This window comes from Longimicrobium sp., assembly GCF_048594345.1.
In the GTDB taxonomy this organism is placed as follows: domain Bacteria; phylum Gemmatimonadota; class Gemmatimonadetes; order Longimicrobiales; family Longimicrobiaceae; genus Longimicrobium.
Window position 1 is genome coordinate 1 of the sequence record NZ_JBMDXM010000107.1, and the last position, 19,760, is coordinate 19,760.

The 19,760-nt window shown below is 69.1% G+C and carries 19 protein-coding genes; 10 read left to right on the plus strand and 9 right to left on the minus strand.

Annotated features, from left to right (window positions below):
• Positions 1-356: 356 nt before the first annotated feature.
• Positions 357-1,118 carry a polyprenol monophosphomannose synthase gene (locus ACOJUJ_RS11680; protein WP_420127052.1) on the minus strand — a complete coding sequence of 254 codons (762 nt, stop codon included), beginning with the start codon at positions 1,116-1,118 and terminating at the stop codon, positions 357-359.
• 96 nt (positions 1,119-1,214) lie between these two features.
• Here ACOJUJ_RS11680 and ACOJUJ_RS11685 point away from each other — a divergent pair, with 96 nt between their 5' ends.
• From ACOJUJ_RS11685 to ACOJUJ_RS11710, 6 genes are all read left to right on the plus strand, one after another.
• The gene (locus ACOJUJ_RS11685) at positions 1,215-2,411 is read left to right on the plus strand and encodes a glycosyltransferase family 4 protein (protein ID WP_420127053.1); all 1,197 of its coding nucleotides are present in this window, start codon (positions 1,215-1,217) and stop codon (positions 2,409-2,411) included.
• Between the two features lie 264 nt (positions 2,412-2,675).
• Positions 2,676-4,145: a TolB family protein gene (locus tag ACOJUJ_RS11690; RefSeq protein WP_420127054.1), complete on the plus strand. Its 1,470-nt coding sequence runs from the start codon at positions 2,676-2,678 to the stop codon at positions 4,143-4,145.
• A gap of 62 nt (positions 4,146-4,207) precedes the next feature.
• Positions 4,208-5,155 (plus strand): class I SAM-dependent methyltransferase, encoded by a 948-nt coding sequence (locus tag ACOJUJ_RS11695; RefSeq protein WP_420127055.1) that lies wholly within the window; start codon positions 4,208-4,210, stop codon positions 5,153-5,155.
• Entirely contained in the window at positions 5,152-6,279 is a 1,128-nt protein-coding gene (locus ACOJUJ_RS11700; RefSeq protein WP_420127056.1) for a glycosyltransferase family 4 protein, read from the plus strand. Before ACOJUJ_RS11695 ends, ACOJUJ_RS11700 begins: the two co-directional genes overlap by 4 nt.
• Positions 6,276-8,702: a YfhO family protein gene (locus ACOJUJ_RS11705; protein WP_420127057.1), complete on the plus strand. Its 2,427-nt coding sequence runs from the start codon at positions 6,276-6,278 to the stop codon at positions 8,700-8,702. The genes ACOJUJ_RS11700 and ACOJUJ_RS11705 overlap by 4 nt, the downstream gene beginning before the upstream one ends.
• Positions 8,699-9,658 carry a lysylphosphatidylglycerol synthase domain-containing protein gene (locus ACOJUJ_RS11710; RefSeq protein WP_420127058.1) on the plus strand — a complete coding sequence of 320 codons (960 nt, stop codon included), beginning with the start codon at positions 8,699-8,701 and terminating at the stop codon, positions 9,656-9,658. The genes ACOJUJ_RS11705 and ACOJUJ_RS11710 overlap by 4 nt, the downstream gene beginning before the upstream one ends.
• A 550-nt stretch (positions 9,659-10,208) precedes the next feature.
• On the opposite strand, the gene ACOJUJ_RS11715 is transcribed toward ACOJUJ_RS11710, so the two are convergent.
• Complete coding sequence (locus tag ACOJUJ_RS11715) at positions 10,209-10,994, minus strand: M15 family metallopeptidase (RefSeq protein ID WP_420127059.1); 786 nt, start codon at positions 10,992-10,994, stop codon at positions 10,209-10,211.
• Between the two features lie 355 nt (positions 10,995-11,349).
• Here ACOJUJ_RS11715 and ACOJUJ_RS11720 point away from each other — a divergent pair, with 355 nt between their 5' ends.
• Positions 11,350-11,838, plus strand: a complete 489-nt coding sequence (locus tag ACOJUJ_RS11720; RefSeq protein ID WP_420127060.1) for a GreA/GreB family elongation factor — start codon at positions 11,350-11,352, stop codon at positions 11,836-11,838.
• Positions 11,839-12,156: 318 nt separating this feature from the next.
• Here ACOJUJ_RS11720 and ACOJUJ_RS11725 read toward each other — a convergent pair whose 3' ends face one another.
• From ACOJUJ_RS11725 to ACOJUJ_RS11735, 3 genes are all read right to left on the minus strand, one after another.
• Complete coding sequence (locus tag ACOJUJ_RS11725) at positions 12,157-12,594, minus strand: DUF6174 domain-containing protein (protein ID WP_420127061.1); 438 nt, start codon at positions 12,592-12,594, stop codon at positions 12,157-12,159.
• Positions 12,595-12,711: 117 nt separating this feature from the next.
• Positions 12,712-13,248 (minus strand): secretin N-terminal domain-containing protein, encoded by a 537-nt coding sequence (locus ACOJUJ_RS11730; protein WP_420127062.1) that lies wholly within the window; start codon positions 13,246-13,248, stop codon positions 12,712-12,714.
• Between the two features lie 154 nt (positions 13,249-13,402).
• Positions 13,403-14,122, minus strand: a complete 720-nt coding sequence (locus ACOJUJ_RS11735; RefSeq protein ID WP_420127063.1) for an MBL fold metallo-hydrolase — start codon at positions 14,120-14,122, stop codon at positions 13,403-13,405.
• 262 nt (positions 14,123-14,384) lie between these two features.
• On the opposite strand from ACOJUJ_RS11735, the gene ACOJUJ_RS11740 reads away from it, so the two are divergent.
• Entirely contained in the window at positions 14,385-15,356 is a 972-nt protein-coding gene (locus ACOJUJ_RS11740) for a hypothetical protein (RefSeq protein WP_420127064.1), read from the plus strand.
• Positions 15,357-15,391: 35 nt separating this feature from the next.
• Entirely contained in the window at positions 15,392-15,775 is a 384-nt protein-coding gene (locus tag ACOJUJ_RS11745; RefSeq protein WP_420127065.1) for a hypothetical protein, read from the plus strand.
• Here ACOJUJ_RS11745 and ACOJUJ_RS11750 read toward each other — a convergent pair.
• The gene (locus tag ACOJUJ_RS11750; RefSeq protein ID WP_420127066.1) at positions 15,745-16,203 is read right to left on the minus strand and encodes a DUF6174 domain-containing protein; all 459 of its coding nucleotides are present in this window, start codon (positions 16,201-16,203) and stop codon (positions 15,745-15,747) included. The two genes, ACOJUJ_RS11745 and ACOJUJ_RS11750, sit on opposite strands and share 31 nt — an antisense overlap.
• A gap of 189 nt (positions 16,204-16,392) precedes the next feature.
• On the minus strand, positions 16,393-16,986 hold the full coding sequence (locus ACOJUJ_RS11755) for a hypothetical protein (protein WP_420127067.1): 594 nt from the start codon (positions 16,984-16,986) through the stop codon (positions 16,393-16,395).
• Positions 16,987-17,759: 773 nt separating this feature from the next.
• Between ACOJUJ_RS11755 and ACOJUJ_RS11760 the strand changes: the two genes are divergently transcribed.
• On the plus strand, positions 17,760-18,002 hold the full coding sequence (locus tag ACOJUJ_RS11760; protein WP_420127068.1) for a hypothetical protein: 243 nt from the start codon (positions 17,760-17,762) through the stop codon (positions 18,000-18,002).
• A gap of 97 nt (positions 18,003-18,099) precedes the next feature.
• Here the strand turns inward: ACOJUJ_RS11760 and ACOJUJ_RS11765 are convergent, their stop codons facing one another.
• Complete coding sequence (locus ACOJUJ_RS11765; protein WP_420127069.1) at positions 18,100-19,068, minus strand: glycosyltransferase; 969 nt, start codon at positions 19,066-19,068, stop codon at positions 18,100-18,102.
• An 86-nt stretch (positions 19,069-19,154) separates the two neighbouring features.
• Positions 19,155-19,760, minus strand: a 606-nt coding sequence (locus tag ACOJUJ_RS11770) for an RNA polymerase factor sigma-54 (protein WP_420127070.1), incomplete at its 5' end; no start/stop codon positions are given.

Here is a 19,760-nt window from a genome sequence, read left to right on the forward strand (position 1 = left end):
CGGCACCTCCGCCGCGGAGGATGGCGGCGTCGCGTCTTGCCCCCGCACGGCGGGCTCTACCTCTCCGGCCGGGGCGGCTTCGTCGGCGGCGCGGCGCGGCGCGGGCGTGTACACCTCGCCCGAGGACGTGGTGGCGGACACGCCGTTGCCGCTTCGGCCGGGTTCAAGCAAGCCGAGAAAAGGTCCTTCGGTCGCGCGCAAGCGTTTGTCCGAGGGGAGGTTACGCGTGGCGCTCCCTCAGGATGACCGAGCGCGGTCTTTCGTCCGAGTTCATAACACCCTCTCAGGAAATCGACGGCCTGGTTGCGAGGTCAGCGTCGTGGAGAGATGCGGCCGCCCTGTCTCGCGACTCGATCTCAGGGGGCGATGGCGGGCGGCGGCTTCCTGGCCTCCAGGCGCCCGAACATGGCCAGGAAACGCAGCCGCCACACGCGCCAGACGGCCTCGCGGACGATCTTCTTGCTCATCTTGCTTTCGCCCTGGTCGCGATCCACGAACATGATGGGGATCTCGCCCAGGCGAAAGCCTTTTTTCCAGGCGCGAAAGCTCATCTCGATCTGGAACGCGTAGCCGTTGCTTTCCACGCGATCCAGGTCGATGGCCGCCAGCACCTCGCGGCGAAAGCACTTGAAGCCGCCCGTGGCGTCGGCGATGGGCAGACCGGTCACCCAGCCGGCGTACAGGTTGGCGAACCAGCTCAGCAGCAGCCGCCCCATGGGCCAGTTGACCACGGTGACCCGGCCGTGCAGGTAGCGCGAGCCCAGCACCAGGTCGTACTTCTCGATGGCGTCCAGAAACTGCGGCAGGTGCACGGGATCGTGCGAAAAGTCGGCGTCCATCTCGAAGAGGACGTCGTAGCCGTGCCGCAGCCCCCAGCGAAAGCCGTCCAGGTACGCGGTACCCAGCCCCAGCTTGCCGGCCCGGTGCAGCACGTGCACGCGGGACTCGGCCGCGGCGATCTCTTCCGCCATGCGGCCGGTGCCGTCGGGCGACGCATCATCCACCACCAGGATCTCCAGCCGCGCATCGCGCGAAAGGACCGACGGGATGAGGCGAGGAAGGTTTTCGCTCTCGTTGTAGGTCGGGATGATGACGAGCGCGCGCTCGGCTGACGACACGTGCCTTGGAAACCGGGGGGAGTGCTTGTATACGCTGGAAAAAGCCCGTAGGTTGGGCAGGATGCACAACCTATCGCGACGTACCCTCCCTCACAAGTGAAGGTCCTTTACCTGGTCTCGGCGTACGCCCGCGACCCCGCCGACGTCATCACCCCCTGGATGGTGGAGACCATCCGCCGGCTGCGGCCGCTGGGGGTGGAGGTGGAGGTGCTGGCGCCGGCGTACCGCGGGCTGCACACGCAGACGGTGGACGGGGTGCGCGTGCACCGCTTTCGCTACGCGCCGCGCCCGTGGGAAACGCTGACGCACGACCAGACGGCGCCGGACCGAATCCGCGAGCGCCCCGTGTTCATGGGCCTGGTCCCCGGCTACGTGGCGTCCGGCTCGCTGGCGGCGGCGCGGCTGGCGCGCTCGGGCGAGTTCAGCGTGGTCCATGCCTTCTGGCCCCTGCCCCACGGCGTGATCGGCCTGGCGGCCAAACGGGCGTCGGGGGTGCCGCTGGTGAGCACCTTCTTTGGCGTGGAGCTCACGTGGATGGAGAAGGAGCTTCCCTTCCTTGCCCCCGTGCTGCGGCGCATCGTCCGCGGTTCGGACGCGGTGACGGCCATCAGCACCTACACGGCGGAGCGGCTGCGGCGGCAGGTGCCCGGCGCCGATCCCGCCATCATCCCCTTTGGCGCTACGGTGGAGCCGCTGGCGGAGCTCCCTGCCCCGCGCACGGACCCCGGCGCCCCCTTCGAGCTGCTGTTCGTCGGGCGGCTGGTGGAGCGGAAGGGGGTGCACCTGCTGCTGGATGCGCTCGCCTCGCTGCCGCCGGCGCGCCGGGTCGTCCTGCGCGTCGTGGGTGACGGTCCGGAGCGCGCACGGCTGCAGGAGCAGGCGGAGCGGCTGGGGCTGGGGGCGCGCGTGGTGTTCCACGGCTTCGTGACGCAGGATGAGCTCAAGGCGCGCATCGCGGCCTGCGACGCGTTCGTGCTTCCGGCGGTGGTGGACGCCAAGGGCGACACCGAGGGGCTGGGCGTGGTGCTGCTGGAGGCTATGGGCTACGGCAAGCCGACCATCGCCAGCGCGGCGGGCGGCATCGTCGACATCGTGCGCGACGGGCGCAACGGGTTCCTGGTGCCGCCGGGGGACGCGCCGGCGCTGGCGGCGGCGATCGGGCGGATGATGGACGATCCCGCGGCCGCGCGGCAGATGGGCGTCCACGGCCGCGACGACGTGCGCGCGGGTTTTTCGTGGGACGTGATCGTGGGGCGGCTGGCGGAGGTGTACGCGCGCGTCCGCAAACGGTGAGGCCGCACGTTCTTCCCGCGTGGCAGGCTCCGCGGACGCTCACGGTTTACAAGATTGGGCCTCACACAGAGTTAACAGAGTCAACAGAGTTTTCTCGTGCTCATCCCCGTGCTCCACTCTATCTTCCTGAATGCTTTGGGGATGAGAAGAACCGGCGGACGCGGTAGAAACGAACTCTGTTGACTCTGTTAACTCTGTGTGAGGCCTATCTTTTCCTGGATCTGCACGACGTCCATCCTCGCTTATCCAATTCCGAATCTTGTGATGCAGCTCATCAAACACCGCGCGCTCCTGCTGGGGGTGGCGCTCTCGATGGCGGGCGCCTGCAGAACGGCGCCGGATCCGCGGCCGGAACCCGGACAGGTGGGGATCGCGGTGATCTCCGGCGCGGGACAGGCGGATACGGTGCAGGCGCAGCTGCCGCGGCCGCTGGTGGTGGAGGTGCGCAACGACCAGGGGCGGCCGCAGGCGGGCGTGGCGGTTCGCTTCGAGGCGGCAGTGGTGGAGCAGCCCGGATTTACGGTGCCCATGGTCAACCTGAGCGGCGTTACGCCGGACAACTTTCAGCCGGCGGCGGAGGTGCGTACGGACGCGCTGGGGCGTGCGGCGGTGCGGGTGCGGCTGGGGACGGCGACCGGCACGGCGACGGTCCGCGTCACCGTGCCCACGCTGGGGTTCTCGACGACGGCGGAGTACCGGGTGGCGCCGGGCCGGCCGGCGCGGACGGTCGTGCTGCCGGCGGATACGGCGGTGTACGTGGGCGGCAGCTACGCGCTGCGGGCCGTGGTGCAGGACCGGGCCGGGACCACCACCCCGGTACCGCTGGAGGCGGTCGCCTCCGACGACGCGGCGATCGCTACGGCGGGCGCGGCGGTTACGGGCGTGGCGGTGGGGCGCACGCGGATCATGGTGACGGTGGAGGACGAGCAGGTGCCGGTGTTCGTGAGCGTGGTGCCGCGGGGCACCCTGGCGGCGGCGGGCCCGCGCGGCGTCTACGTCTTTGGGCTGGACGGGTCGGACTACCGGCTGGCGGTGGCGGCGCAGGGCGCGCGCTCGCCCCGGTGGCTCCCGGACGGGCGGCGCTTCGTGTTCACCAAGGGGACGTTCGGCGAGGCGCGGGTCTCGGACCTGGACGGCGCGACGCAGCCGCTGCTGCGCGGCTCCGTGCCGCCGGCGCAGCTGTGGACGCACCCCTCGCGTGACGGCCAGTGGGTGTACTTTGGCGGCTACAGCGGACCGGAGATGCGCGGCTACCCGTACCGCGTGCGGGCGGACGGCACCGGCGTGCAGCTGCTGCCGGGCTTCACCCGCGACGATCGCAACCAGTCGCATCCCTCGGTGTCGCCCGCGGGAGACCGCGTGGTGTACTTTCGCGAGGAGGGCGACAGCCGCCTGGTGACGCTGCGCATCCTGGACCTGCGCACGGGCCGGCTGGTGCTGCGCGACGTGCGCGGCCACGCACCGGAGTGGTCGCACGGCGACTCCATCGCGTACCTGGACCCGCAGGGCTACGAGTCGGGCCCCATCCGCCTGATGGCATCCGACGGCACCGGAGCTCGACCGGTGGGGGACGGGGAGTCGTACGGCTTCGGCTTCGACTGGTCGCCGGACGACCGCTGGATCGTGGCGCACGACATGGAGACCGAGCGCCTGGAGATCATCCACGTGGCCACGGGCCAGCGCGTTCCCCTGCCCTACTCCGCCGGCCTGTTCAATCCCGCCTGGAAACCCTGAAAAAGATAGGGCCTCATCTTTTCTCTTCCGGGGACTGCCGAAAAGCCCTTGGACCGCGTAGAATGTCGGCGCAACGCACGGACATCATCCACAGGACGGACACGCTGAGCAGCCAGACCGAGCGGCCCCGCTTTACCCGCACCGACACCTCGCAGGTGGAGCCGCGCTACCTGGAGCGGCTGGAGGCCGAGCGCGCCGGGTGGTGGAAGGCGCAGAACTTTGAGCAGTGGAAGAACCTGTACGTAAGCGAGTACGCGCGCGGGTTTCTGGTGCTCCAAACGCTGGCCCGCTACGTTCCCGCCTTTCGCGCGGAAGGCGCGCGCGTGCTCGACATCGGCTGCGGCGACGCGGGCGTGCCCATCGCCTTTGCCGAGCGCGGCGCGCACGCGGCGGGGATCGAGGTCAGCGAAACCTCGGTGCAGCGCGGACGGCTGCGGGCGGAGGAGCACGGCGTTTCCATCGACCTGCGCCAGGGGTTCGCGGAGGAGCTGCCCTGGAGCGACGGGTCGTTCGACCTCGTGGTCCTCGACAACGTGCTGGAGCACGTGAACGACCGGGAAAAGACGCTGCGGGAGATCTACCGCGTGCTGGCACCGGACGGGCTGCTGTACCTGGTCACCCCCAAGCCCTTCGCGCTGGCCAGCATCGCCAGCGACCCGCACTACCAGCTGGCGGGGCTTACGCTGATGCCGCGGCCGCTGCAGGTGTGGTACTTCGAACGGGTGCGCGGCGGCGGGCGCGGCAACTACGGCGTGGGCATCATCCCCACCCGCATGGGCGTGCGGAAGCTGCTGCGCCAGGCGCGGTTCGCGGAGCTGGCGGAGCCGCGGCAGATGTGGATCGACTACCTGCGCGGGCGCATCAGCGAGCCGGGCGAGGTGCGCGCGGGCAAGCAGGGCCTCGCGCGCTGGCTTAACCGGCAGGAGTGGGTGTTCACGAACCCGGTAACGCGGCTGCTGCTGGACGTGGGGATGGGGAGCAACTTCTTCATCGCCCGCAAGCAGGGATGATTCGCGTCGTCCACTGCATCTACGACGACCCGCGCAACCCGTGGGTCGGCGGCGGCGGCGCGGTGCGGCTGCACGAGATCTACCGCCGCCTGGCCGGCCAGCTGGACGTGACGATCGTCACCGGCCGCTTTCCCGGCGCGCGCGACGAGGACGCGGAGGGCTTCCGCTCCGTCCGCCTGGGGGCGGCGTCGCCGTACGCGTGGAGCCGGCTGACGTACGGGCGCGCGGCCACGCGGCTGCTGCGCACGGCGGCGTATGACGCGGCGGTGTTCGACTTCAGCGCCTACACGCCCATCCGCATCCCCGCCGACCGTCCCGTGGGCGTGATGCTGGGGCAGATGGCGGGGCCCACGGCGCGGGTGCGCTGGGGACGCGTCCCGGGCGCGGCGGTGGGCGGATGGGAGCGGATGCAGCTGCGGCGCGCGCGCTGGGTGGCCGCCGTCAGCCCCTGGCTGCTGGACGAAGCGCGGCCGGCGCTGCGGGCGGACGCGGAGACGACGGTGATCGGCGCGGGGGTGGACGAACGCTTTTTTCGCGTCCGCCGCGCGGAGCGGGACTTTCTGCTCTACTACGGCCGCTTCGACGTCTTTCAAAAAGGGATCGACGTCCTGCTGGACGCCATGGCGATCCTGGTCCGCGACCGGCCGAACCTGGCGCTGAAGGTGGCCGGGCGTGGCAAGGACGCCCAGCGCATCGCCGCAATGATCGCCGAGCGCGGGCTGCAGGCCAGCGTGGAGCTGATCGCGAACCCCACCCATGACGACGTGCACGCGCTGATGGCCGGCGCGCTGGCGATGGTGATGCCGTCGCGCTTCGAAGGCTTCGGGATGGTGGCCGCGGAGGCGATGGCGGCCGGCATTCCCGTCGTCGCGGCGGGCGTGGACGCGGTGCCCGACGTCGTCGGCGAGGACGGCGGGGTGCTGGTGCCGCGCGAGGATGCCGCGGCCACGGCGGCCGCCATCGCCGCGCTGCTGGACGCGCCGGACCGCCGCGCCGCGCTTTCCGCCTCCGCGCGCGTCCGCGCGCGCCGCTGGTCGTGGGACGAGGTGGCGCGCGACCACCTGGCCTGGCTGAACCGAATCTCCGCGGGACGCACGTCCCCTTCCCCATCCGGCTCCCGATGAAGAACACCGCTCCCCCGCCGCGCCGCGCATCCACGCTGGCCGCCCCCGCCGAAACCGATCCGGGGATCGGCGCCGGCGTGGCCGCCGCGATCTACTTTGCGCTGGCGCTGATCTACTTTCTCCCCGCGTTCCTTCCCGGGCGGCACATCTTCGGGACGGACTACACGGTGTCGAGCTTCTTTTACCTCGACTTCATCAGCGAGCGCACGGCGGCGGGTACGCTGCCGGGGTGGGTGCCGTACGTGTACGGCGGCGTGCCGCTCTTCTCCAATCCGGGAAGCACGTACTATCCCGTCCGCTGGCTGGCGGACGCGATCGGACCCACGCGGCTGTTCTTCCCGATCCTGTTCTGGATCCAGTTCGGCATCGCGGGCTGGGGGATGTACCTGCTGGGGCGCGAGCTGGGGTGCCGGCGGTGGGTGGCGTTCGTCATTGGCCTGGCGTTCCAGTGGACGGGGATCCTGACGTCGTGGGTGTACGCCGGCCACGACGGGCGCATCATCGTCGCCAGCTTTATCCCCCTGCTCTTCTACTTCCTCCACAGCGGCATCCGCACGGCGCGGCTGGCGCCGTTCGCGGGCGCGGCGGCCACGGTGGGGATGGCGCTGCTGAGCTTTCAGATCCAGAACGCCTACTACCTGCTGCTGGCGGCGCTCATCTGGTCGGTCTTCCTGCTCATCAGCCTGCGCGTGCACCGCGAGCCGTCGCGGCTGGCGAAGACGGTGGCGATGGGGATTGGCGCGGTGGCGTTCGGGTTCGTGCTGGCATCCGTCAACTTTCTGCCGTTCCAGGACTACGTAAGCCAGTCGCCGCGCGGGATGACGGGCGGGCGCGGCTACGAGTTCAGCACCTCGTACTCCATGCCCTGGCGTGGCATCGCGGGGATCGCGGTGCCGGAGCAGGTGGGCGCCAACATCCAGAACGACCGCGGCGAGTACGTGTTCCCCGTGTACCGCGGCGAGAACGCCTTCCGGCTGCACACGGAATACCTGGGCGCGCTGGTCGTCGTCCTCTTTGCGCTGGGCGTCTACTACTCGCGCCGCAACCGCTACTGGTGGTTCTTCGCGGGGCTGGGCCTGTTCGCGCTGACCATGTCGCTGGGCGGCAACACGCCGCTCTACCGGCTGTACTGGGCCGTGCTGCCGGGGTTGAAGCGGTTCCGCGCGCCGGACCTGGCATACTACGTCCTGGGCTTTTCGCTCATCTGCATGGCGGCCATCACGCTGGAGCGGCTGGCGCAGCTGCGGGAGGCACGCGCCGCGCGGCGCGTGGCGGCGGATCCGGAGCCGGGCGAGAACATGGTGGGGATCCTGGTGGCCGTCGGGGTGGGGATCGCCGTCGTGGGCGCCGGCGCCTTTGGCGCGGCGGCGGCGGGGATGGCGGAGGGGACCAGCGGGCTTACCCCCGCGCAGGGGTGGATGCGCTTCGCGTTCTTTGCCGCGGCGGCGGGCGGGGCGCTGTGGATGTGGTGGACGCGCAAGGTGACGTCGCTGGTGGCGATGCTCCTGCTGTCGCTGGTGACGGTGGCGGACCTGTGGATCGTGGGAAAGAAGTTCTTTCAGACCATGGACGCGCCCGAGATCGCCTACGCGGAGGACGACGTGACGGCGTTCCTGCGGCAGCAGCGCCGGCCGTTCCGCTACTTTCCCATCGAAGGGCAGAGCGCCTGGCCGCGGTTCAAGAACGGGCCCATGTGGTACGACCTTGAGAATGCGGCGGGCGAGCACGGCAACCAGCTGCAGCGCTACAACGAGCTGGCCGGCGCGGGCGAGCGGTCGATGGTGGACTTCCACAACTTTACGGGCGACCCGCGCTTCATGGCGGTGGCCAACATCCGCTACGTGGTGCTTTCGGCGGAGCTGCAGGTGCCGTGGCTTCGCGAGGTGTTTCGCGGGCAGCAGGCCATCGTCTACGAGAACACGCTGGCCCTGCCCCGCGCCTACCTGGCGGAGCGCGCGGTGCCGGTGGCGGACAAGGCCGCGCTGCCGGCCATGCAGGACTCGGCGTGGAACCCGCTTACGACGGCGTTCGTGGAGACGTCGCGGCCGCTGGGGGTGCCCCAGGGGCCGCTGCAGGGGAACGCGCAGGTGACGCGGTACGAGCCGGACCGCGTAAGCGTGCAGACCACGGCCAGCCGCCCGGCGCTGCTGGTGCTGGCGGACAACTGGTACAAGGACTGGCACGCCACGGTGGACGGCCGCCCGGTGGAGATCCTGCGCACCAATCACGCGTTCCGCGGCGTGGTGGTGCCCCAGGGCACGCACACGGTGGAGTTCCGGTTCCACTCGGCGCAGCTGTACAACGGCTTTTACATCTACCTGGCGGGGATGGCGCTGCTGGCGCTGTACGGCGTGTTTCTGCTGGTCCGCGCACGCCGCCGGCCGCGCGGCGAGGACGCCGAACCGGCGCCGGCGGCCGCGTGAAACCCGCCTGGCGCCGCCTTCTCGGCGCGCTGCTGATCGCGGCCACGGTCTGGTGGCTGGGCAGGCTGATCGCGGACAACTGGGCGCAGCTGCGCGGCTACGACTGGCGCGTGGACCCCGCGCTGCTGGCGGCCAGCGTGGTGGCGCACGTGGCGGTGCTGGGGTGGGGCGTGTGGGTGTGGAGCCGCATCCTGCGCCATTTCGACCATCCGCCGGTGCGGCTGGGGATGCTGCAGCGCATCTGGTGGCTCAGCAACCTGGCGCGCTACGTCCCCGGCAAGGTATTCCAGTTCATCGCCGTGGCGCAGCTGAGCCGCGGCGCCGGCCTTTCCGGCGCGGTGATGCTGACGTCCATGCTGGTGCACACGGGGATGGCGCTCCTATCCGCCGCCGTGGTGGCGGCGTGGACGCTGGCGGGTGACGTCCTGCCGGGGATCGACCCGCGCTGGCTGATGGCGGTCGCGACAATCGGCGCCGCGCTCGCCGTGCACCCCGCGTTTCTGAACCACCTGCTGGCCTTGATCCCCCGGCTGCTGAAGAAGGAGGTGATCCGCTGGAACGCGGGGTGGATGGACGGGCTGGGGCTGCTGGGGCTTTCCGTAGTGAGCTGGATGTTCTACGGCGTGGCGTACCACCTGTTCGTCGCTTCGCTGGCGGACGTGCCGTGGACGCTGCTGCCGCAGATGGCGGGGGTGAACGCGTTTTCGTTCTTCATCGGCTACGCGTCGGTGCTGCCGGGCGGGATGGGGCTGCGGGAGTTTGCGATGGCGGAGCTGCTGCAGCCGTACCTGCCGGCCGGCGTGGCAGCCGTGCTCGCGATCGCGTCGCGCCTGTGGACGATCGCCGCGGAGCTGATCGGCGGAAGCGCGGCGGCGCTGCTGGTGCGCGGCGGGCCGGCGGTGGATGCCGCGGCGCCCGTCGACGTGGCGGAGGCGCCGGTACCCCGGCAGCCGTAAGCGCGGCGGGTTTCACGCGGAGACGCGGAGGGGAAGGGAGAGGCGCGGCGGAGAAGATGGATCTTCCCTACGTCCTTCGTCGTTTGTGCCAGATGCTGAAAGGGGCAGCGGAGAACGTTCTCCGCTGCCCCTTCCGATCAATTAACTCCCGTATGAAGAACGCCGCATGATGATGGGGTTGTGCGTGCCGTATCGAGCAATGCGTCGATGTCCCGAGGCTGAAAGGGTGTTGCCAAACTCGCCCCGCGCTCAGTCATCCTGAGGGAGGCGCCGCGCCGTATCGTGTTTGCGCGAGATACGTTGGCGCCGACTGAAGGACCTTGCCAGCAGAACCGAGCGGCTGGATTCGACGCCCTGATCCCGGCCCTGCGTGGGGCAGACGAGATCCTTCGGTCGCGCGCAAGCGGTTGTGTGATTTCTGGTTACACGCGGTGCGCTCCCTCAGGATAACAGGGTGTCGCTTCGTGCATCGAAGTGTAGCACCACCCTCTGGCCCTCAAGAAATCAACGCTTCTCTCTCCATCAGGCTTTGCGTGATCCCCGGGCCCAATCAGAGGATCTTCGCGATCTCGAAGTGCATGCCGTCAAGCCGCCCGGCAAAGTGGCCGCCCCAGAAGAAGCCGTGCTGGTTGGCCAGCGGCACCAGCTCGCGCACGGAGCCCTTCTTTCCCACCAGCGCCGGAATGACGCCCAGCGGGTTGAACGGCACGTTGATGTCGAATGCGGAGCCGAACGCATGGTTGCTGAGCGTGGTCTTGCTGCCGCGCACAAAGCGCGGCACGAACGAGCCGCCCCAGCTGAGCACCCGGTCGATCAGCCCCGCGTCGTCCCACGCCTGCCACAGCGCCACCATCTGGTCGGCGGCCGCGCGGTGAAACTGCACCTTGCCCGACGATCCCGCGCCCGGAACCCCCTTGAGCTGCGGGATGGTGACGACGATGATGTTCTTGGCGGCCCAGTCGTCGGTGATCTCGATGTTCTCGCGGTTTCCCGGCACCGGCTTGGGCACGAAGCTGAACTTGCCGAACACCTGCTGCCGCGCCGCCGTGCCCACCAGCGGCTTGAAGGTGGGCTTGGGCGGAAATCCGGCGGTGTGAATATCGTCGGACGGCTCGTCGACGATCTCGAAGCCCAGCAGCGCCGCCTGCCCCACCGTGCGGTTGGCCACGATGCCGTCCGCAACCAGCCCGTGCCGTTGCTGAAACGCCAGCGTGGCCAGGTGCGTCCGGGCCCCGAAGATGCCGTCCGCCACGCCCACGTCCAGGTTCTGCCCCACGAGAAAGAACTGCCAGCGCTTGACGTCGGCGCCGCGGTCTCCCTGCCTGAGTACGCGCATGGTTCACCTCGGTCGGGATGTTGAGGGGCGCAGACCCTACGCTGAAGAACGTGCGTGCCAGACGCGACGCACACAAAGCCTGGCGCCAGAAGGTTAGATGGACACGTCGCGCGGTTTTCCCCGCGGGTCGGATGAATCCGGTGCACCCGCGCCGCGCTGAAAGACCGTAATGCGGAACCGCGGGCGGAGAGCGCAGGCGGGAACGGAGCGTTCGCGGGGAGAAATCGGCTGGAATCCCGCCAGCCGAAATCATCGAAATGCACGCCCGCGACGCGAAAGAGTAGCGCACGCCGCAGAGGCATGGTTACATTTGCGCCACTGCTGGCCCGTTACGGAAAATCATCGGAACCGTGAAATGCTGGACGAGCTGAAAAACAAGCTGGGCGAAGAGATCGAGCGCCTGACGCACGAGCTGCAGGTGGTGCTTCCCGAAGCCATCAAAAAGGCGGTGGAGCATGGCGACCTGCGCGAGAACTCCGAGTACAAGAGCGCGCTGGAGCGCCAGCAGTTCGTGCAGGCGCGGCTGAACCAGCTCACCATGCGCGCCGGCGAGCTGTCCAAGATCGACCTGTCGCAGATCCCCACCGACAGCGTGGGCTTCGGCTCGCGGGTGACGGTGGTGGACATGCGCACCCGCGAGGAGGAAACGTACACGCTGGTGTTCGGCGACTTCATCGACAAGGACAACCTGGACAGCGGCCAGATTTCCATGGCCAGCGCCCTGGGGCAGCAGCTGATGCGGAAGAAAAAGGGTGACAAGGTGAGCATCCAGCTTCCCCGCGGCGAGCGCAAGCTGCACATCAAGGACGTGCAGACGCTTTCGCAGATCCTGGAAGCCAAGTAGCCGCGCCCCTTCTCTGCCCCGAACGCGGCGAAGCCCCGGCCCTCGTGACGAGGGCCGGGGCTTCGGTCGTTGGATGCTGCACGAGCCCAGGACTGATTTTCTGAGGGAGCGCGCTTCCGCAAGCGTAAGTTACGCAGACACTTGCGCGACCGACGGATCTCGTCTGCCGCTCACGCACGGCCGAGATCTGAGCCGGGAAGCCAGCCCCACGGCCGTGCCGGCGAGATCCTTCGGTCGGCGCCAGGCTGCATCCCAGAATCCAGTCGCAGCACGGCACCTTCCTCAGGAAATCAACGAGTGTGGACCGTCGACCCAAATTCAGCGCAGCGGTTCCAGCTCGCTGATCTGGTACACGGTGCCCGCGTCGTTGGCCAGCGTGCCGATCTCCGCCGAGGTCGGGTAGCCCAGGCTGGGATGGTACTCGATCCTGGTGAAGGTGCCGTTCGCCTCCGCCTCCTCGATGCGGTCGAACACCTCGTCCACCGTCAGCACCTGCAGCTGCGCACCGCCGGCGACGCGGGCGTTGGGGTCGGCGGCGGGCTGCACCTCGGCCACGCCGCCGTCGCGCACCGTCACCCGCACCGGCCCGCGCTCCGGGCAAAAGCAGACGACGCTGTACGTGTAACGGTAGTCGTCGATCCCCTGGCGCTCCCACAGCTGGCGCGAGGCGGAGCCGTCCTGCGCGCCGCCCACCATCGGGGCGGCGCAGGCGGCCAGCAGAAAGGCGGGGGCGAGCAATCGTATCCGTCGGATCATCGGTCAGTTGGGTCAGGTTGGGCAGATACCGCGCTGTCAGGAAAACCAAACGCGCGGCGGTGCCCCAACCTGACACCGCCGCGCGCCCGCGTCCAGAGTCCGCCGATCCGGACCGGCCTACAGCGGCGGATGGCCGATCACCCGCGCCATGGCGGCGATCACCTCTTCCGTGTCCGTGACCACCAGCGTGTTGGTGGCCTCGCTGACGGCGACGTGGCCGCGCTCCGAGACCACGCCTTCCAGCGCGCGCGCCACGTCCGCCGCGGGAACGTAATGGATGCGGAACACGCGCGTTACCAGCGGCGCCTGCACCGCGTCGCGCGCCAGCCGCTCCAGGGGATCCACGCGCAGCATTCCCGGCGCGATTTGCCGTGCCGCGTACCCGTGCGCGTCCAGAATGGCGCGGAACGCCACGTCCCACGGCTGGTTACGCACTTCCGCGGTTACCCGCCCCGCCACGTCGGGCGCCAGCACCACCGACTGCCCGCCGAACTCCGCGAACACCGCCGCCACCTCGCGCATCTCGGTTTCGTGAAAGGAGACGGTGATGCAGCGCGGTCCGCCCACGACGCACGCGGAGCGCGCCGTCTGCGCGTCCGCCGCGGTGGCGGACAGCGTGAGCGCGGCCGCGGCCAGGGTAACGATGCGAATCATCAGGGATACTGCTGGTGCGGATTATGGATGCAGATCAGCAAGACCGGCGCTCATGAGCGGGTTCGAATCCGTCTCACCCGATCGCATGCATCACAAGATAACACATCGGGTTGCGATGGGGAGGCTCAGGGAGGGAAACGCGGGTCCGGACCCTCTATCCCCCACCCCATTTGCGGCGGACGGCCGCGGAGGCGCCGCCCACGATCGGCGGCCCGTGGCCAAAGCAGACGGTGTCGAAGTCCAGCGAGGCAAGGCGTGCAAGGTCCCGCACCCCCTGCGCGTAGTCCTCGTACACGATGGCGACGTCCAGGCGGCCAAGCTGGTTGGCGGCCGGATCGCCCGCGAACAGCACGCCGCCGTGCCGCTGCCACAGGTAGCCCACCTGCTCCGCGGAATGCCCGGGAAACGCGACGACGCGCATCCCGCCGGCCACGTCCAGCAGCTCGCCGTCGCGCACCGTCTGATCGGTCTCTACGGGCTGCACCCGGCGCGGTATGGCCCACGACACCAGCGGCACCACCACGCCAAACACCGGGTGGGGCGGCGGCCGCAGCCCGGGACGCAGCGAGCGGCCCCGCCGCACCAGCTCCGCGTCGGCCGCGTGCATGTACACGCGCGCGCCGGAGGCCTGTTTGAGGTACGCCAGCGCGCCAGTGTGGTCCGGGTGCGCGTGCGTTACCAGGATGCGGCGGATGTCCCGCACCCGCGCGCCCCCCGCCCCGATGGCGCGCAGCAAAAGCGGCCGCGTCTGCGCCATCCCGGCGTCGATCAGCGTCAGCCCGTCTTCCGCCTCCAGCAGGTACGCGTTGACCACGCCCAGCTTGATCCGGTGCACGCCCGGCACCACCGCCTCGATCAACCCCTTCCCCAGCATCGCCGCTCCTCGTCCGGGTGGATTCAAGCCAGGTCACGAAAGCAAATACGAAAACAGGCGAGACACACTTTCCGCTACTGTGCGGGATCAACCTGCGAAGCCGACTTTTTCTGGGCCTTTGTGCACGATCCGGGCGAATATGCCGCAAGCGAGATGATCTGCACTTTCCGGCGCACTCCGCGTATCGCGGCGCCGGAACGTGGCTTGCAACCGTCCTTGCCCCACGAAATTGAGGGACGCACCAGGACACGGAGGTGGAGGGATGGCGTTGACGGGACAAGGCGGGCAGTCGGGCGGGCCGCAGTACGGCTGGGGTGGCGTGCCGAACGATCCCGGCGCGGGAGCTCGCGCGGGGAGCGCCGGTTCGGGGACGAACGGCGCCTGGCAGGGACAGGGGCACGGCCCCTCCGCGCAGCGCGACTACGGCTGGGACTACCAGGGCGGCGTGGGCCGGGGCGAGATCACCCAGCGCACCGAGGCGCGCGGCGGCGGATCGTACCTGTCGCACATGGCGCAGGACCGGAGCCGCGGGCTTCCGCGCTACAATCAGGACTTCGACATCGGCGACCGTTCGATGCGAGGCGCGGGCGGCTACGCACAGAATTACGACCGCGGCTTCCGCGGCCATGAAGGCGGCAACGGGCGCGGCCAGTACGACCAGGGATTCCGCGCGGTGGGGGGCTTCCTCGGCGGCAGCGGCAACCGCACCGGCGGCTTCCGCGGCGGCGTGGCTCCCGCCTTTGGCGGACAGTACGGCATCGGCAACGAGTACGCGGATCGCTACGACCGCGAGTTGCGGGCGCGGGGCGGCGTGGGATTCGGCAGCGGCGGCCGGAGCGGCGGCCCGTACGACGACGGCTATCGCGCGCAGGCCGGCCTTGGATACGGAAGTGGCCATCGCACGGGCGGCCAGTACGACAACGGATACCGGGCGACCGGCGGGCACACGCTGGGATCCGGCGGCAGCCCCCGGTACGGCACGGACTTCGGCGGACAGACGGGCCGCGGCGGCCACCAGGAGATCACGTACGGCTTTGGACCACGGCAGAGCAGCGGCGGCTACAGTGCGCGGCAGGCCGGCGGCTACGATGCGGGCGGTGGCCAGCGGGGTGGATACGGTCGCGAGTTTGGCCAGGGGCGCGCCCTAAGCGGCCGTGGCGGCGGGTACGACGCCGGCTACAGCGCGCGGCCGCTGACGGACGACGAGTTCTACTCCCGCGTGAACCGCTGGTGAGCGGGCGCGGGTACCTTCAACGGGAGGATGCACGGATGGACCGCAATGCCAACGACCGCATCGACGTCGACGGGCGTCCGGAGAACGCGGACCGGGAGCTGAACATGCAGGCCGGCCGCCTGGACGACATCGAGAGCGCCGAGGCGTACGCCACCCGCACCGGCCAGCGCCACGTGACCGGCGACGTGCCTCAGGGCTCGGGCCAGGGCGCGCCCACGCTGGAGGGGGAGCGCCTGCACGACCGCGAGGACATGTCCGCGCGCGAGGGGATGGCCGACACCAGCGACGGCGCCCTGGAGCGCGGCGAGCGCCAGTCGCGCACCGGCGGCGGCGCCGATCGCGTGGAGCCGGGCCAGGACATCGGCGGGGGCATGCGCGCCCCCCAGCCTCAGAGGGGCCGCAGGTTCTGGATGGTGTAGAGCGTGCCGCTGTCGTCCGCCAGCATGCCGATCTCTACCTCGGCGGGGTAGCCCATCCCGTGGTGGTACACCGCCCGCACGGGGGTGCCGGCCTGCCGTGCCTGCCGCATCAGCTCGAACAGCCGGTCCACCGTCACCATCCACTCCACCCGCGACTCCGGCGCGGGAGCCCCCGCCGCGTCGCGCACCGACGCGATCTGCCCGTCCCGCACCTCCACCCTGTACTCGCCGCGGTGGATGCACATGCAGGCGATGGTCAGGTCGTACGCGTACGCCGCGGGCCGGCGGATTTCCCACACCTGCTGCGCCGTGACCGCCGCGCTGTCCGCGTGCGACAGAGGCGGTCTGGCCGCCGGTGCGCTGTCCGGAGCGTGCGGAGCGCACGCCGCAAGCGCCACCGTGGCGCACATCAGAATCGAGATTCGCATGGTGTTCGCGATTCCAGGAAGAAGCCGGGGATCCCAGGTGCGTGAGGATACCGCGATGCCGGATGTGCGGCAACACGGACGGCGGGTGCTCGCCAGAAACACGAAAGCCGCGACTCGTCGTCGCGGCTCTCGGTCAGGCAGGTACCCCGGCGCGCCGGGGCGGGCTCCTCGTCTCGGTTGTCGTGCCGCTTAGCGGACGATCACCCAGCCGTACATGTTGGCGTTGACGAAGTGCGACTTGATGGCGCAGATCACCAGGTAGCGGCCCGGGGTGTTGAACTTCCAGGAGAGCTGCGGAGTCGGCTGCGACTGCAGCGCGATGCGGTTCGTGGCGTCGAGCACGAACGGCCCCGGGTTGCCGAGCAGGATGTCCTCGGGACGCACGCCGGGCTTGTAGATGCCCACCCGGTGGCCGGGGTACACCTGGAAGATCACCTTCTGGCCGGCATCGATCACCACGGTCTGCGCGATGATGCGGTCCTTGCCGTGGAACGACTGGTCGTGCGCACCCGGAGGATAGTTGGTGCCGACCTGCGGGTGGCCAAAGATCATGAACGCGTCCGACTCGGGCGCGGCCATCACCGACATCTCATCCTGCGCGGCCACCTCTTCCGTCGTCAGCCAGCCCTCTACCACGGGCAGACCCTCTTCCACGGGCCAGGTCTCTTCCGTGGCCACGGCGCCTTCCGACAGCACGGCGCCCGCGGGGGCCGCCGACGTCACCGAGTCGGCGCAGTTCGCCAGGAAGGGGGTGAGGAGGAGGAGGGCAAAAGCACGTCGCATCTTGGGTCTCCGGAGCAAGGGATCAGGGAGGGAGGGGGAGCGGCGGGGGAACCGCTTTCCGCCGCGCTTTAAAATGGCGCCGAGACCCTGAATTGTCAATGGAACGTCTGTTTCAGAACCGGTGCTTCCCGACGCAAAAATCATATGGCGCGGCTTGGCTTTTTCGGCGCGGTTCCATTGGCTCTTCCCCCTCTTGCGCTCCTTTCGCCCGCAGGTCCACAGCGTCTGGATCTGGGTTCGTACCTGTACTCCCCTGTGCAGGTCTTCTGCCTCCGTGCGCAGGGTGGCGATGAGCTCGGCCATTGTGCTGGCAGCGAACTGCACCACGCCCCCCATCATCCGCGGCAAACCGCGTAAGAGCGGCCGGGGACCGAACGGGGCAGCAACGGTTTCTGCGTCCCGGCCCGGGGCAGCCGCTCGATCCCGACCCCGGGAAAAACACCACGTTCACGGATACAGAGGAACAGAGTCATACCCAATCCGGAAAAACAACATCGGAAGGTACAGAGGAACCGGGAACAGCCAGAGGAACAGAGGTGATCCGCATTCCTCCTCTGTTCCTCTGGCTGTTCTCCGTTCCTCTGTACCCTGACCTCTGTTTCCTGTAGTCCCAGTTGAGGTGAGGTGTTTTGCCGGATTTGGTATCCTACCGGATCTCGCTGATCACTGTGCACTCGATCCCGGTCATGGAAAAGACTCATCTCACACGGGGTCGACGGGGTCAACGGTAAAGATCAAAACCGTTGACCCCGTGTGAGATATCGGTTCTGGAGGTGCAGCTGGTGGGCGATTTATTCCCTTTCAGGATCCAGGATCAGATCCACCGGCCGCATTCCCACCGGTCAGGCAGATACCTGCCGGCGGGGGAGCCCTGCAAGCTCAAGAACTCTTTCGAGTCTGCCGGTAGCTGCATCGCCATCGTTGATCCGGCGCAGAAGTTCCAGATGGGCGAGACGTTCGGCGGGGGTGCGCGGATGCCAGCAGGCATCGTCCTCCGCATCCGCCTCCTCGAATGACGAGACGATGGAGAACGCGGTGCGGTCTACTCGCGGCTCCGGACCAGGCGGCGGTCCCTCCGCCCGTCGTCATGGCGCAGGGGAATCGCTGGCGCGGTCATGTCACTCCCCTGCCCCGCCGCCGCAGGTCTTCGACCTCGGCGCGGAGGGTGGCGATGAGCTCGGCCATGAAGCCGAACCCGAACAGCACCACGCCCACCGTCATCAGCAGCACCACCAGCGTAAGCAGCGGCCGGTAGCCGAACGGGGGCATCCAGCCGCCCACGCGCAGCACAATGGCCAGCAGCCCGACCAGAAAGCCCGCCAGCATCAGCAGCAGCCCGCCACCGCCGAAGAACTGCATGGGCTTTTCGCTGAACTTGAGGTAGAACCAGACGACCACCAGGTCGCCCACGCCGACCAGTACGCGCCGCCGGCCGGAAAACTTGGCCACCCCCGCGCGCCGCGGAAACAGCTCGATGTCGATCTCCGACACCCGGTAGCCGCGCGCGTGCGCCAGGACCACGAAGAAGCGGTGCCAGTCGTGGCGCAGGGGGATCTCGCGCAGGATCTCGGTGCGGAACGCCTTCATGCTGTTCAGGTCGCGCACCGGCACGTCGAACAGCGTTTGCGACAGGCGGTTGTAGACCGACGACACGCCGCGCTTTTCGTACTGGCCCACCTTGCGGCCGGTGACGATGTCCCAGCCCTCGCCCAGCTTTTCCAGGAAGCGGGGGATGTCTTCGGTGGAGTGCTGCAGGTCGGCGTCGAACAGGATCAGGAACTCCGTCTCCGCGGCGAAGGCGCCCGTCACCATCGCCTCCGTCTTGCCCAGGTTGCGCCGATGGCGCAGGACCTTCGTCCGCGGAAAGCTGACGGCCTCGTGCTGCGCCGCCTCGTACGTGCCGTCGGACGAGCCGTCGTCCACCAGGATGATCTCGCCCGCCAGGCCGTGCCGGGCGAACGTCTGCCGCAGCTCGGCAAAGAGCGCGGGAACGTTCATCACCTCGTCGTAGGCGGGGACCAGGACGGCAAAGTTGGCGCGCAGGTGGGCGGGCACCACGGGAAGGCGCGCATCTGCCTCCACGGCGGACGATCCCGACGGACGCGCCAGAGGGGCGTCCGTGTGGACGCCCCCCTGTGCTCCGGCCGCTGCAGCCCGGCTCGCGTCGCTCACACGCGCTTGCGCATGCGGGCGCTCAGCACGCCCAGCTGGTCGCGGTACTTGGCCACCGTGCGGCGCGCGATCTGGATCCCCTCTTCCTTGAGGATGTTCACGATCGCCTGGTCGGTAAGCGGGTGCGCGGGGTCCTCGTCGCTCACCAGCTTTTCGATCTGCGCCTTGATGCCGCGGGCACTCACGTCCTCGCCGCTCGTCGTCGACAGGCCCGACGAGAAGAAGAACTTGAGCGGAAACACGCCGCGCGGCGTCTGCACGAACTTTTCGTTGGTCACGCGGCTGACCGTGGACTCGTGCATGTCGATCACCTCGGCCACCTCGCGCAGGGTAAGCGGCTTGAGGTACTGCACGCCCTTGTCAAAGAAGTCGCGCTGCCGGTCGACGATGAAGTTCATCACCTTGAGCATCGTCTGCCGCCGCTGTTCGATCGCCTGGATCATCCAGTTGGCGGAGTTGAGCTTGTTGCTGATGAACTCCTTGTTCTCGCCCACGAACTTCTTCTTGTCCTTGGCGATGTCGCGGTAGGCGCGCGACAGCTTGAGGCGCGGCAGGCTGGTGTCGTTCAGGAACACCAGGTACTCGCCCTCGATCTTTTCCAC

What these genes read in the sequence shown, in the direction of transcription:
- ACOJUJ_RS11730 (WP_420127062.1), bottom strand. Translation starts at nt 13,248, where the DNA reads ATGATTCGCATCGTTACCCTGGCCGCGGCCGCGCTCACGCTGTCCGCC.
- ACOJUJ_RS11740 (WP_420127064.1), top strand. Translation starts at nt 14,385, where the DNA reads ATGGCGTTGACGGGACAAGGCGGGCAGTCGGGCGGGCCGCAGTACGGC.
- ACOJUJ_RS11750 (WP_420127066.1), bottom strand. Translation starts at nt 16,203, where the DNA reads ATGCGAATCTCGATTCTGATGTGCGCCACGGTGGCGCTTGCGGCGTGC.
- ACOJUJ_RS11735 (WP_420127063.1), bottom strand. Translation starts at nt 14,122, where the DNA reads ATGCTGGGGAAGGGGTTGATCGAGGCGGTGGTGCCGGGCGTGCACCGG.
- ACOJUJ_RS11695 (WP_420127055.1), top strand. Translation starts at nt 4,208, where the DNA reads ATGTCGGCGCAACGCACGGACATCATCCACAGGACGGACACGCTGAGC.
- ACOJUJ_RS11700 (WP_420127056.1), top strand. Translation starts at nt 5,152, where the DNA reads ATGATTCGCGTCGTCCACTGCATCTACGACGACCCGCGCAACCCGTGG.
- ACOJUJ_RS11745 (WP_420127065.1), top strand. Translation starts at nt 15,392, where the DNA reads ATGGACCGCAATGCCAACGACCGCATCGACGTCGACGGGCGTCCGGAG.
- ACOJUJ_RS11715 (WP_420127059.1), bottom strand. Translation starts at nt 10,994, where the DNA reads ATGCGCGTACTCAGGCAGGGAGACCGCGGCGCCGACGTCAAGCGCTGG.
- ACOJUJ_RS11690 (WP_420127054.1), top strand. Translation starts at nt 2,676, where the DNA reads ATGCAGCTCATCAAACACCGCGCGCTCCTGCTGGGGGTGGCGCTCTCG.
- ACOJUJ_RS11720 (WP_420127060.1), top strand. Translation starts at nt 11,350, where the DNA reads ATGCTGGACGAGCTGAAAAACAAGCTGGGCGAAGAGATCGAGCGCCTG.
- ACOJUJ_RS11725 (WP_420127061.1), bottom strand. Translation starts at nt 12,594, where the DNA reads ATGATCCGACGGATACGATTGCTCGCCCCCGCCTTTCTGCTGGCCGCC.
- ACOJUJ_RS11705 (WP_420127057.1), top strand. Translation starts at nt 6,276, where the DNA reads ATGAAGAACACCGCTCCCCCGCCGCGCCGCGCATCCACGCTGGCCGCC.
- ACOJUJ_RS11755 (WP_420127067.1), bottom strand. Translation starts at nt 16,986, where the DNA reads ATGCGACGTGCTTTTGCCCTCCTCCTCCTCACCCCCTTCCTGGCGAAC.